The sequence below is a fragment of the Parabacteroides johnsonii DSM 18315 genome, assembly GCF_025151045.1.
Taxonomy (GTDB): domain Bacteria; phylum Bacteroidota; class Bacteroidia; order Bacteroidales; family Tannerellaceae; genus Parabacteroides; species Parabacteroides johnsonii.
Genome location: NZ_CP102285.1, coordinates 1,370,915 through 1,383,784, shown reverse-complemented (window position 1 = coordinate 1,383,784; position 12,870 = coordinate 1,370,915). Strand labels below are relative to the sequence as shown.

10 protein-coding genes are annotated in these 12,870 nt (G+C 50.6%); all 10 read right to left on the bottom strand.

What is annotated here, in order from left to right; translation table 11 throughout:
• Position 1: 1 nt before the first annotated feature.
• The 10 genes from NQ564_RS05665 to NQ564_RS05620 all read right to left on the bottom strand — a co-directional run bounded on the left by NQ564_RS05665 (position 2) and on the right by NQ564_RS05620 (position 12,839).
• On the bottom strand, positions 2–1,555 hold the full coding sequence (locus NQ564_RS05665; RefSeq protein ID WP_008157937.1) for an SLC13 family permease: 1,554 nt from the start codon (positions 1,553–1,555) through the stop codon (positions 2–4).
• Positions 1,556–1,759: 204 nt separating this feature from the next.
• The gene (gene cysQ, locus NQ564_RS05660; RefSeq protein WP_008157939.1) at positions 1,760–2,575 is read right to left on the bottom strand and encodes a 3'(2'),5'-bisphosphate nucleotidase CysQ; all 816 of its coding nucleotides are present in this window, start codon (positions 2,573–2,575) and stop codon (positions 1,760–1,762) included.
• A gap of 175 nt (positions 2,576–2,750) precedes the next feature.
• Positions 2,751–3,617 (bottom strand): patatin-like phospholipase family protein, encoded by an 867-nt coding sequence (locus NQ564_RS05655; RefSeq protein ID WP_008148290.1) that lies wholly within the window; start codon positions 3,615–3,617, stop codon positions 2,751–2,753.
• Between the two features lie 94 nt (positions 3,618–3,711).
• A complete protein-coding gene (locus NQ564_RS05650; protein WP_008148291.1) occupies positions 3,712–4,710 on the bottom strand; it encodes a 2-hydroxyacid dehydrogenase in 999 nt (332 codons plus the stop codon).
• Between the two features lie 273 nt (positions 4,711–4,983).
• On the bottom strand, positions 4,984–5,175 hold the full coding sequence (locus NQ564_RS05645; RefSeq protein WP_008148293.1) for a DUF6722 family protein: 192 nt from the start codon (positions 5,173–5,175) through the stop codon (positions 4,984–4,986).
• A gap of 75 nt (positions 5,176–5,250) precedes the next feature.
• Complete coding sequence (locus NQ564_RS05640; protein ID WP_008148294.1) at positions 5,251–6,429, bottom strand: sensor histidine kinase; 1,179 nt, start codon at positions 6,427–6,429, stop codon at positions 5,251–5,253.
• Entirely contained in the window at positions 6,426–7,103 is a 678-nt protein-coding gene (locus NQ564_RS05635; protein WP_008157944.1) for a response regulator transcription factor, read from the bottom strand. Before NQ564_RS05635 ends, NQ564_RS05640 begins: the two co-directional genes overlap by 4 nt.
• A gap of 76 nt (positions 7,104–7,179) precedes the next feature.
• Complete coding sequence (locus NQ564_RS05630; RefSeq protein ID WP_129649879.1) at positions 7,180–10,305, bottom strand: efflux RND transporter permease subunit; 3,126 nt, start codon at positions 10,303–10,305, stop codon at positions 7,180–7,182.
• A gap of 8 nt (positions 10,306–10,313) precedes the next feature.
• Positions 10,314–11,402 carry an efflux RND transporter periplasmic adaptor subunit gene (locus tag NQ564_RS05625; RefSeq protein WP_129649877.1) on the bottom strand — a complete coding sequence of 363 codons (1,089 nt, stop codon included), beginning with the start codon at positions 11,400–11,402 and terminating at the stop codon, positions 10,314–10,316.
• Positions 11,403–11,576: 174 nt separating this feature from the next.
• Positions 11,577–12,839, bottom strand: coding sequence for a TolC family protein (locus NQ564_RS05620; RefSeq protein ID WP_129649875.1), 1,263 nt, complete (start codon positions 12,837–12,839; stop codon positions 11,577–11,579).
• Positions 12,840–12,870 lie beyond the last annotated feature (31 nt).

The following is a 12,870-nucleotide window of genomic DNA, read 5'->3' as shown; positions in this document are numbered from 1 at the left end:
TTTAGAATTTCCAGATCATCGGTATCACGAATACCGAGATCAAGAAGGTGATTAAGTTAAGAGGTAAGCCGATTTTCACAAAGTCCGTGAACTTATAACTACCGATACCTTGCACGATCAGATTGGTCTGATAGCCGATCGGCGTACTGAAACTTGCGGATGCCGCCATACAGATCACCACGAAGAACGGTGTCGGGTCTACGCCGAGCTGCGTAGCGACCGACAAGGCGATCGGGAAACTAAGCGCCGCAGCCGCATTGTTTGTAATCAGTTCCGTAAAGATATTGGTGATAATAAAGACAATCGCCAACAGGGCATACGGTCCCATACTGCTGGACATACCGATAATATGACGGGCTATCAAAGCAGCGAAACCGGAATTCTCCATCGCCTTGCTGATAGCAAAGGCACAGGCAATCGTAATCAGAATATCCCAGGATATATATTTGGTATACTTTTTCGGAGGGAAAATCTTGGTCCACGCCATGATGATGGTCGTAATGCAGACAAAGAAAAACATATCCAGCCGTATTTCAGGGAACGCCTCTTTCACCACCGGCAACTCCCCTATCGTGGCGCCTACGATCATAAAGATCAGCAAGCCCAATGCCAGCCAGCGTTTCGTACGGGAAACCGGTTCCGTACCGTCCGTACCGTTGGCAAGCAAAAGGAAGACGCTGGATTCACCCCATGTCGGAACGAACGTATCGTCCGCCCAAAGAACCAGCGTATCGCCTTCGTGCAACGTCACCCTGTCGAGATCACGGGTAAACCGTTGTCCCCCGCTCTTCACTTCTTTCACGATCGCACCGTAATGGCGGGTAAAGTTGAACTCGCCCAATGTCTTGTTGATACCCGGAAAACGGGAACCTAACACCGCTTCCACCCGGTGCAGATTACCAGGATTGCCGTCTTCCTCATCTTCCTCGTAACGATCGGTGCGGGAATCGGGCAGCAGTTTGTTGGAGAACACGAACAGGTAAATGATGCCGGCCAGCGCGATAAAGATCCCCACCCTTCCCAACTCGAACATCGTAAACCCTTCATATCCGGCTTCAAGGATCATGCCATGTACGACTAAGTTGGTCGATGTTCCGATCAGGGTACAGATACCGCCTAAAATGGTCACATACGAAAGAGGAATCAGGAATTTCGTCGCCGGTAGCTTGACCGACTCCGCCCAACGTTTGATGATAGGGGCGAAAATAACGACAACAGGCGTGTTGTTGAGAAAAGCGGAGACAAAAGCAATAGGCGGAAGCATACGCAACTGCGCCTTGAAAACGGTTGTTTTTCCTTCCGGCAACAACTTCTTGATGAGCTGTCCCAATGCTCCGCTCTGGCGAATGCCCTCGCTTACCAGAAAAAGCATTCCGACGGTTATCATTCCTTTATTGCTAAAGCCTTCGAGCATTTCCTTCGGTGTCAATATTCCGGCACAGAGGAATAGCACCACAACCGTGAGTAACACCATCCCGGGTCTCAGTCCATCCCATATTAACGCTGCTATCATGCCGACCAACGCCAGCAATACAAATACTATTTCAAAGTTCATCTTTTCAATTGACAATTGAAAATTAACAATTGACAATTAAGAACAGAGACTATCAATTGTCCATTTTCAATTGTCCATTGTCAATTATTCCGTTAAGGTTGCAAATGTAATAAGAATATTAAATCTAATCTCACTACGATAAGCAATTTTAGGGATTATCTTGCTTACAGACCAAAAGTTTCAGCAAACGGAACAAACCGCTCATCAGAGCGGTTTGACAATGAACCACGGGTTATGAAGGTCTTCCTTATTATACTTTAATGGTGTTTTGCCGTCGATATGATACACATCGCATCCGGCAGCCCGTGCAATCGCATGTCCGGCGGCGGTATCCCACTCCATCGTCGGTGCGAAACGGGGATAGACATCGGCCGTTCCTTCTGCTACCAGGCAGATCTTCAAGCTGCTGCCGCTACTGATCAGGGTGACCGGCTGTCCCTGCTTGCGCAGATTCTCGATAAAGGCCGTCGTATCTTCCGTCTGATGAGAACGCGAAGCGACCACCACGACTCCCTGGTGTCCCATCGACATAGGCAGGTGTACGGCTTTCGTTTTGATATCGTCCATCGAGGGCTGGTAGCCGCTGTCGATCTCCGCCAGCTTGAATGCTCCCAACGAGTCTGCCGCGAAATACAGCTCTTTCCGTACGGGCACGTAGATCACGCCCAACACCGGAACTCCTTCCTTCACAAGAGCGATATTAACCGTAAATTCACCGTTTTTCTTGATAAACTCCTTCGTCCCGTCCAACGGGTCCACGATCCAGAGCATATCCCAGCCTGAACGTTCGGCAAAAGGTATTTCCTTTCCTTCTTCGCTCAATACGGGGAAAGGCGTCACAGACAGAGCCATCGAGATAATGGCATGGGCTTTCTTGTCAGCTTTTGTCAATGGGGAGTTATCGGCTTTACGTTCGATACCGAAATCGGATTCCGGATCGGTATAAATATCCATGATCGCTTTGCCTGCATCGAGGGCGGCGCGAATAGCTATATACAGGTAATTTGCATAATTATTCATCATTTGCATCTTTTAGTGTGTTAATATACAAATGTAAGGAATTTCCTCGAATAATCCGAATTTTAAGCTCTCATTTATTCAAATCGTCACCGATTCACCCAAATATAAAGCAACATATATAGGTAGCAAATGTGAAACATATATGTTTCGAATTCAAATCACCGGTGTTTCGTTTTCAAATCACTGGTGTTTTGAATTCGAACCGGTTGTTTTCGACGATGGATCGGCCGATGGCATAGCCTTCGTCATACAAGGCGGACAGCTTCTTACGGTCGTTGGTGGTACGGCTGACTTCCATTTTCTTTTGCGGACGGATGACGATCGCGTCTCCTTTCGCTTCCAGCTCGTCGATATAATCCAGCACTTCGTTATAGTTGCGGTAGCGCAGCTTCAACTGCTTCCGGATAGCGGGATACCGGCGGTAGATGAAGCCGGGCAGCCAGAAATCCTTTTCTTTCTTCCGGTAGCCTTTGTTACGGGTCAGGATAATCACGTTCTTGCGGAAACCGTCGTCGATGGCATGCCGGATGGGAATGGCATCGCAGACACCTCCGTCGACCATCGGGACACCGTCGACATACGTCACCGGACAAAGCACCGGAAGCGTACAGGAGGCACAACAGATATCGACCAGACGGTCTGCATCCTGCTTCTCCTCGAAATATTCGGCTTTACCCGTCAGGCAATTGCTGGTGACCATGACGAAGCGGTTCGGCGACTTGAAATATGTCTCGTAGTCGAGCGGATAATATTTCTCCGGATAAATATAGAAAAGGTATTTCATATCGATATATCCCCGCCCCCGCAGGAAATGCCTGAAACCGATATAATCATATTTTTCCAGCAGGTCGATATTGCTGAACCGGGAACGCCCGCGCTGCCGGGAGGCATACGAAATGCCGTTGCTCGCCCCGGCGGACACACCGATCGTATAAGGGAACCAAATGTCATGATCCATAAAGCAGTCCAGCACTCCGACGGTGAAGATGGCACGCATCCCTCCTCCTTCAAGCACCAGACCTGTGCGACTGTCTATTTCCATATCTGTTTACCATAAAAAATAATAGCCATTGCCTGGCTCACACCGGACAATGGCCGCAAAAATATAATAAATCAGCGATATAAACATAGTCTTTTTACAGAATAACTTCGTTCACCAAAGGACGGTGATGGCGGAAATCGTCGATATTCTGAAGAGTCGTCTCTGCAATGTTATGCAGAGCCTCCTTCGTGAAAAAAGCCTGATGCGAAGTAACTATCACATTATTAAAAGAAAGCAGACGGGCCAATACATCATCGTCGATAATTTTATCGGACTTGTCTTCATAGAAGTATTCGCCCTCCTCCTCGTACACATCCAGACCGGCCGCCGCGATCTTCTTTTCCTTCAGACCTTCGATCAGGTCGTTGGTATTGATCAGTTGGCCCCGGCCTGTATTGATGATCATCACACCTTCCTTCATCTTGTCGATGGAGTCTTTGTCGATCATATATTTTGTCTGGTCGGTCAGCGGACAGTGCAAAGAGATGATGTCCGACTCGCGATACAGTTCGTCTAACGACACATAAGAAATGCCTTCCTCTTCGGCAAACTGCGTGTCGGGATAAAGGTCATAAGCCAGAATACGCATTCCGAACCCTTTCAAGAGACGGATCAGGATCTTGGCGATCTTTCCGGTACCGATAATACCGATCGTCTTGCCGTGCATATCGAACCCCATCAGGCCGTTCAGCGAGAAATTACCGTCTCGCGTACGCCAGTAGGCACGGTGTATCTTCCGGTTCAGCGACAGCATCAGGGCAAGCGAATATTCGGCTACGGCGTAAGGCGAATAGGCCGGTACGCGAACGACCGGCAACTTTCCTTTGGCCGCTTTCAGATCCACATTATTAAAACCGGCACAACGAAGGGCCAGCAGTTTGACACCATTGTTCACCATCGCATCGATCACGGCGGCATCGGCAGTGTCGTTGACAAAGATACAGACCGCGTCCGTATCTTGCGTCAGGACTACATTATTCGGATTCAAATGTCCTTTGTAGTAACGAATGTCGTAATTGTACTTTTCATTTACTTTGTCGAATGAAGCTATATCGTATGGTTTAGCTCCAAAGAATGCAATTTTGTATGTCATATTATTTGTTTTTATATCTAACAATCAAAACGGCCTGAATGTTGCGAGGAAGAGGTGGGTAGTAGAAAAGGAAAGGTCCGGCTAAAGAGTGCTTAACCGGACCTCTGCCCATATATAGTTTTTATAATGAAGTTATATCGTTCAGCCTTCCTTTGAAGACTGTCCTTTTTTACCTGCGGCTGCTTTACGCTTATTATCTTGATAAACGAAATAGAGCGGTATCAATATTGCCGCTATCGACATTGCACAAAAAGATATAATAAAAGCCATCGTTCAATCCTCCTTTTTTACTTGACTACATAATACAAAACCTATCACAATAATTAATACAAATGCAAAAAGGCCCAATAAGTACAACACCCACCTATTGATTTCTTCGGTCATTATACCTCCGATAATAATACCTGCAAAGATCAATTTTGCAATGTCCAGCAGAAAATTCCCTGTTTTCTCCTTTATATCCATAGCTAATACTTTTAGTTAAATAATATCACAAAGATAGCCATTCTTTCCATCCGTCCAAGCGTAACAGTCTAAAACTTACGGAAATTCGATTTCCACCGTCGTACCCTTCCCGACCTCGGACGTAATCGTAATTTCCGCCCCGTAGCTTCTCAGGATACGCATGGAAAGACTGAGTCCGATACCATGCCCGGCGAACTCCCGTGTGTTGGAGGCACGATAGAAAGGCTGGTACACACGGGTGATCTCCTCCTCCGGAATACCGATCCCCATGTCCGTAATGGTCAGGACAGAACCTTTCAGCTGCATCTCGACAGGCGCTTCTCCCGAATATTTACAGGCATTATTCAAGATGTTGCCGATAGCGATCTTCAGCAGATGCGGATTCGCCTCGATAGCGAAAGCGAAATGGTCGGTTGTAAAACGAACACGGTTACCCACGAACTGCATCAGGAAGTCGGCCAGCAAAACCGTCTCACGTGCATTCTTCAGAATCTCCTTATCCCCATGAGAGAGGAAAAGCAGGTTCTTCATCAATAGGATGATGCGTTTCGTTTCAGAAGCGATACGCCCCAATGCTGCCTGGTATTCGGCCGGCGTACGTTCCTTCAGCAAGCTGATCTCGCATTCTCCCTGGATGGCCGTAAGCGGATTATTCAGTTCATGAGATGCATTGCTGATAAAAGACTTCTCACTCTGGTAAGCCGCATCGATACGGTCGACCATGCGGGTCGCATACAAACGGCCGACGAAATAGACCAGGACGGCACTGATCACCAGCATCCCCAGCAACAGCCAGCCGATCCGGTGCTGGATATCCCCGCCGTACTGGTTGCTCGACACAACCAGTACGATAAAATTGCCCTCATTATCCGGATAGTAGACAGCCGCTCCTAATTCTTTCCCTTCATGGAAACGAACCACATTGCCTGCATACAGGGAAGCGATCTTCTCATCGGTCAGGTAACGGGACAAGACGGCATGCGCCTCCGTTATGCTGTCGGCGTTCAGCAAGATTTCCGCTGCAACAGGCAACGTCTCCTCATAATGCTGCTGGATACGGGCATAATCTTCCTCGTCCAACTCATCCTTCTCCCAATGCTTCTGTGCCGTCGCGTATGCCTTCTCCGTCAGATAGGAATAGTAGAGGCGGCTGATATAGTCGGTCGCCACAAAATAGAAAACGACTGTCACCACCGAAATAATGCCGATCGTGATAGCCGTATAAAAAAGCGCTATCTTGTTCCCGGTCTTCATGCTTCCATCATATAGCCCACTCCCACTACGGTGCGGATCAGTTTGTGGTCGAAATCCTTGTCGATCTTGCTACGCAGGTAATTGACATAGACATCCACCACATTCGTATTCGTATCGAAGTTCTTGTCCCACACATTTTTCAGCAAGGTCAGCCGGCTCTGTGCCGTCCCTTGGTTCTGGATCAGATATTCGAGCAGGCGGTATTCCTTTACGGTCAGGTCGATCACCACCTTGCCACGGATCGCCCGGTGGCTGGACGGATCGAGTGTCAGGTCTCCACAACTCAGAAGCGGTACGGCAGGTTCCACCCCCGTACGCCGCAAAAGGGCTTTGATACGGGCTTCCAGTTCCTGGAAACTGAAAGGTTTCACCAGATAGTCGTCGGCACCGGCATCCAGTCCGTTCACGATATCGTCCGTCGTCCCTAAGGCGGTCAGCATGATGACGGGCGACTGGTAGCCATACGCCTGGCGATACTGTTTACAGAGTTGCAGGCCGTTCATCTTCGGCATGATGATGTCGAGTATCAACAAGTGGAAATCTTCCTGCTGAACCAACTCCCAGCCGGCTTGCCCGTCATTGGCCACGCGGACTTCATGGCCGAACTCCTGCAAGCCCCGCTCGATGAAAGAGGCGATGTTTATTTCATCTTCTACTAATAATATCTTTGCCATTACATATTTTTGTGTATCGGACTACAAATATAGGATAAATGATGATTGAAGGGTGATTCTTTTCCTCCCAATCTCTTTATAATTTACGTTGCAACAATTTTCCGTCTTTATCGTACAGCATCCGCCGGTAAAAGGTTTCGACCATCAGGGGGAAGACGAAGAGGGTGAAGAAGGTCGCTCCTATCAGGCCGCCGATGATGACGATCGCCAATGGCCGCTGGCTTTCCGAACCGATGCCGTGACTGAGTGCCGCAGGCATCAGACCGATAGCAGCCATCGAAGCTGTCATCAGGACGGAGCGGACACGCGAACGGACGCTCTGTTTGATGGCCTGGTCCAACGGGCTACGAGCCTTCAGGTTACTTTTGATATCCGATATCATGATCACCCCGTTCTGTATGCAGATACCGAAGAGAGCGATAAACCCGATCCCCGCCGATATCGAAAAGTTGAAACGGGTAAGCAGCAAAGCCAGAATCCCCCCGACCGCGGCATACGGCACATTCAACAAGACCAGTCCTGCATCACGGGCATTCCCGAAGAGGACGAAAAGGATGATAAAGATAATCGCGATACTGACCGGTACGACCTGTGCCAACCGTTTCGTGGCCCGTTGCTGGTTCTCGAAATCGCCTGTCCATTTCAACGTATAACCCTCCGGCAAACGCACCCGCTCCTTCACCTTCTGCTGCGCTTCGGCGACAGCCGTCCCCATATCCCGTCCGCGGACGGAAAACTTGACGGCACAGAAGCGGGCATGATTATCGCGGTAGATAATCAGCGGTCCCGTAATCGTGCGGATATCCGCCAGTTCCTTGACCGGGATCATCGCCCCGTCGCGTGCAGGGACCAGTATCTTGCCGATCTCGTCTTCACTCCGGCGGAAAGAGGATTCATAACGGACCATGATGTTGAACTTCCGTTCGTCCTCGTAAAGCAGCGAGGCGCTCTTGCCCCCGATCGCCATCTCGATGATCGACTGCACGTCCTCTTTCGCCACACCGTAACGCGCCAGGCGGGATTCGTTCAGTTCGATCCTCAGTTCCGGCTGTCCGATATTGCGGATCACGCCCAGATCTTCGATCCCGTCCACCGTCTGCAAGACCTTATACACCTCGACCGCTTTCTTCTCCGACTCGTACAGGTCCTTGCCGAACACCTTCACTGCGATAGAACCTTTTACCCCGCTGGCTGCCTCCTCCACGTTGTCGCTGATCGGTTGCGAGAAGTTGAAGTCCACCCCCGGATAGATATCCAGCCGTTCCTGCATCTTCTCGATCAGTTCCGCTTTCGTCAGCTTGCTCTCCCATTGCTTCTCCGGATAGATATCCACATGAAACTCGATGTTGTAGAAACCTGTCGCATCCGTCCCATCGTTCGGCCGTCCCGTCTGTGACAAGACTTGGCGGACTTCGGGATAAGAAGCCAACGTGCGCCTCATCCGGTTTGCCAGTTCCACCGATTCATCCAACGAGATGCTCTGCGGAAGCGTCGCCCTGATATAGATGGAACCTTCGTTCAACTGCGGCAGGAACTCCGTCCCCAACAAGGTGAAGCACCACAACCCGACAGCCGCCACCGCTGTCGTCACCGTCACCGTCATCCGTTTATGGGCATGGCAACGGTCGAACAGCCCCGTCGCCATCCGGTTTACCCAAGCCAGGAACGGGTTATGCTTCTCCCTCACATTCTTCTTCAACAACATCGACGAGAGGACCGGCACAAGTGTCAGGGTAAAGATCAAGGCCCCCAACAGGGCGAAGCCCAACGTATAGGCCAACGGACTGAACATCTTCCCTTCGACCTTCTGGAAAGAGAAGATCGGAACCAATGCCGTGATGATGATCAACTTGGAAAAGAACACAGCTTTCGCCCGGTCTTTCGCTGTATGCCGGATAATCCCCATCTTACTCATCACGTTAAAGGCAGGCATCCCCACTTCGCGGGCTTTCCTGTCGAGTGCGACAAACAGCCCCTCTACCATCACGACCGCCCCGTCGATAATGATGCCGAAGTCTATCGCCCCCATCGACAGCAGGTTCGCACTCATCCCCATCGCCCGGAGGCAGATGAAAGCAAAGAGCAGCGCCAACGGTATGATGATCGACACCACGACCGTCGTACGCCAGTCCGCCATAAAAATCAACACAATGAAAGTCACCAGCAAGATTCCCTCTATCAGGTTGCGAGTCACCGTATGCACCGCCAGGTCCACCAGATTCTCCCGGTCATAGAAGGGGACGATCCGCACATCCTCCGGCAACGAGTTTTGCTGGATATCGGCGATCTTGTCTTTCAGGGCGGCGATCACTTCACTGGGGTTCTCCCCTTTCCGCATCACGACGATCCCCTGCACCACGTCGTCCTCTTCCATCCTTCCGACCTGCCCGAGACGGGGCAAAGAGGACTCATGCACGTCCGCCAGGTTCTTCACCAGGATAGGCGTACCGTTGATGTTCTTCACCACGATATTCTCGATCTCCTTCACGTCGTTGATCAAACCGATCCCCCGGACGACATACGCCTGCGAACTCCGGGTGATCACGTCCCCTCCTACGTTGATATTGCTTTTGGCAATGGCGTCATAGAGCTCGAGTGTCGTCACCCCGTAGTTGATCAGCTGGTTCGGATTCACACTCACCTCGAAGGTCTTCACCTCCCCTCCGAAGCTGACGATATCCGCCACTCCGGGGACCGCCCTCAGTTTCCGTTCGATCACCCAATCCTGGAAAGTCTTCAACTCCCGTACCGTCCGTTTGTCGCTACGCAATGTATACCGGAAAATCTCTCCCGTAGGCCCGTACAACGGCTGTACCTCCGGTGTCACCCCTTCCGGCAGGTCTGCATCGTTCAAGAGGTTATAGACCTGCTGGCGGGCATAGAAATCGTCCACATCGTCGTCAAACATCACATGGATGACCGACAGCCCGAACAGTGTCGTACTCCGGATATCCGTCTTCTTCTGTACCGGGTTCATGGCTATCTCGACCGGGATCGTGATGAACTTCTCGATCTCCTCCGCGCTCCGTCCCGGCCATTGGGTAATGATCGTCACCTTCGTGTTCGTCACATCGGGAAAAGCGTCGACAGGTGTATGCAGGAAACTGACCGCCCCGGCGATAACGGCTATCACGGTCAGGAAAAAGATGAAAAACTTGTTCCTGAGCGAGAAGGTGATGATTCTATCTATAAAGGTATGCATCTTGTTTCTTATTTTAAAGCATTATAGACCAGCAGAGTATTCTTGTTTACGACCACGTCTCCCTCTTTCAGTCCGGCATTCAGGTAGCAGTATTCGTCCGTCTGCTTATAGACGCCGACTTCCTGCATCCACAGGCGGCCATCCGTACCGACACACACGACATACTGCTTGCCTCCCTCGAATATCAGGGCGTGCGCCGGTATGCGGGGCATAAGCTGCCCTTCCACCCGGCATTGTACATACACGTTCGTAAACATTCCCGGTTTAAGCATATAATCCTTATTGTTCAATTTGATACGGACCTTCATCGTCTTGCTCTCACTATCGAGCAAGTTATAGACCTTGTCGATCGTCCCGGCAAACTCCCTGTCCTTCCCGTAAGCGAGCGTCGTGATACGGACAAGCGCTCCTTCCTGTATCTTGCGGATATCGCCTTCGTACACATCCGCCATCACCCAGACATTGTCCAGACCGGAGACGGTAAACAACTCCTCTTCCCGGTCGGAGCGGATCAGCATATCCCGGCTGATGTTCTTCCCGACCACAAAGCCGGAGACGGGAGAGGTTATATCGTAAGTCGAGTTGGCACCGATCCGGTAGATGTCATACACCTCACGCAGCCTTTTCACCTCCGCCTTCGCACCGGCAGCTTCCTGTTCAGCCTGCAAGAGGTCACGTTCGGAGGCCGTTCCGCTTCCGAGCATATCCCGTACCGCTTCGAGGTTACGGTCGGCCAAAGCGAGTCGACGGACGGCATCCTTCTGCTGTTTCTCGAAATCGGCCACTTCGCTGCTTCGGATAACGGCAAGGAGATCGCCTTTCTCCACATAATCGCCGGCTTCAACCTCTACCTGCGTAACGGTCCCTCCGAAGATAGGATACACCTGGGCTACCTGCTCCGCATCGAAGGCGACACGACCGTTCAACAACAACTCGTTGTTCAAAGGCGTCCTTCGTACGGTATCGACCGAGATCACCTGCCGGAGACTGTCTGTCAACATCAGGTCCGTAGACGTTTGTTCTGGCATGGCGGCTTGCTTGCCGCATGAAAAGAACAGGGGGAAAAGAAAGAGTAGAAAAAGAGTTTTCTTATTCATATTTATAGAGATATATTTTAAATTCTTATTTGTTCTATTGAGGGTGTGCCAAATATCGGTATTCATGGGACGCAGACAACGCAGACGAGCGCAGATTAACGCAGATGTTATTAATTATCAGCAAAATAAATCTGCGTCCGTCTGTGTGTTCTGCGTCATCTGCGTCCAGTGATATCAAATTGACACACCCTCAACGCCCACAACTGTGTTCAACTCCTCCACCGCCATCACCACCTCCTTTTGCATACCGTATAACTGCAAACAAGTCTCCTTATAAGCCTCATAATAATCGATAAACTCCAACAGGCTGATGTTGCGCTTTTGGAAACCGGCGTTCACCCCTTCGATGATGCGATTGAAATCCCGCTCCAGCTCATAATCCGAGGAATGGTAAAGCTCCAACGCCTTTTCCAGCTTCGTGTAACAAGCAAAAAGCTCGTTATCCGCCTGCCTGCGTGCCAGCTCCGCCAAACTGTTGTTGCGAAGGACAGAGAGGCGTGCCGATTTGATATTTCCCTGGTTACGGTTGAAGATGGGGACAGAGACACTCAATCCGATGGCAAAGTAATTGTTGCAGAAGTTCCCCGCCCTGTCATAAGCCCCTTTCAAGCTCACTTCAGGGAAAGCGAGCGACCGCTGCAAACGCACATCCGCCTCCGAAGCCCGTATGTCCGCCTCCGCCTGTTTCAGGTCGGGACGCTCGGCTATACGGGCACTCAATTCAGCGAACGGGAGTTTATCCAGACTGATGCGGTCCAGCACCGATTCATCGAAAAGCGGTTCCAGGACCTCCCCCCTCTTCAACCCCAAAAGCAAACGCAGATCTCCCTCCAAAGCGACCGCCTCATTCGAAATGCCGTTCCTCTCCTGTCTCAGCGAAAGCAGCAAAGCCTGTATGCGCGACTTCTCCAAGAGAGAGACATTCCCTTTCGCATTCTGTTCCTTATAAACATCCAAGACAGTTCCCAGGTATCCGATCTCCCGGTCATAGACCGACAAGGATTTCCGGGTATAATAAAGGTCGACGAACTTCTCCTTCAGCTCTCCCCGAAGCGTGCGGAGCACCTCTTCAAACTGATATGCCGCCCTCTCCTTATTGATCTTTTCCAAGCGGACCCGCTTGTTGCGCTGGCCGGCAATATAGATCAACTGTTCGATCTCCACCACCGCCTCGCCTTCCTTTCCCAGATCGAAATACTTGCCATTATTGCGGTTGTAGATATTCTGTTCGAGCGAAATGACCGGATTCTCGAACAGCTTCGCCTGCATCACCTGCGCCTCCGCCATATCGATATTATAACGCTCGGCGATCAAAGACAGGTTACAAGCGGCGAAACGTTCAAGGGCGTCGTCCAACGACAGCCGGACCACCCTCTCCTGTGCCGCCCCCGCCCACACAGGCATCATCAACAAGATCAATAAAACAGGTCTGTACATTTGCTTTTTCTTTTTTGCGGCAAATGTACAG

What these genes read in the sequence shown, in the direction of transcription:
- NQ564_RS05665 (WP_008157937.1), bottom strand. Translation starts at nt 1,555, where the DNA reads ATGAACTTTGAAATAGTATTTGTATTGCTGGCGTTGGTCGGCATGATA.
- cysQ (WP_008157939.1), bottom strand. Translation starts at nt 2,575, where the DNA reads ATGAATAATTATGCAAATTACCTGTATATAGCTATTCGCGCCGCCCTC.
- NQ564_RS05655 (WP_008148290.1), bottom strand. Translation starts at nt 3,617, where the DNA reads ATGGAAATAGACAGTCGCACAGGTCTGGTGCTTGAAGGAGGAGGGATG.
- NQ564_RS05650 (WP_008148291.1), bottom strand. Translation starts at nt 4,710, where the DNA reads ATGACATACAAAATTGCATTCTTTGGAGCTAAACCATACGATATAGCT.
- NQ564_RS05645 (WP_008148293.1), bottom strand. Translation starts at nt 5,175, where the DNA reads ATGGATATAAAGGAGAAAACAGGGAATTTTCTGCTGGACATTGCAAAA.
- NQ564_RS05640 (WP_008148294.1), bottom strand. Translation starts at nt 6,429, where the DNA reads ATGAAGACCGGGAACAAGATAGCGCTTTTTTATACGGCTATCACGATC.
- NQ564_RS05635 (WP_008157944.1), bottom strand. Translation starts at nt 7,103, where the DNA reads ATGGCAAAGATATTATTAGTAGAAGATGAAATAAACATCGCCTCTTTC.
- NQ564_RS05630 (WP_129649879.1), bottom strand. Translation starts at nt 10,305, where the DNA reads ATGCATACCTTTATAGATAGAATCATCACCTTCTCGCTCAGGAACAAG.
- NQ564_RS05625 (WP_129649877.1), bottom strand. Translation starts at nt 11,402, where the DNA reads ATGAATAAGAAAACTCTTTTTCTACTCTTTCTTTTCCCCCTGTTCTTT.
- NQ564_RS05620 (WP_129649875.1), bottom strand. Translation starts at nt 12,839, where the DNA reads ATGTACAGACCTGTTTTATTGATCTTGTTGATGATGCCTGTGTGGGCG.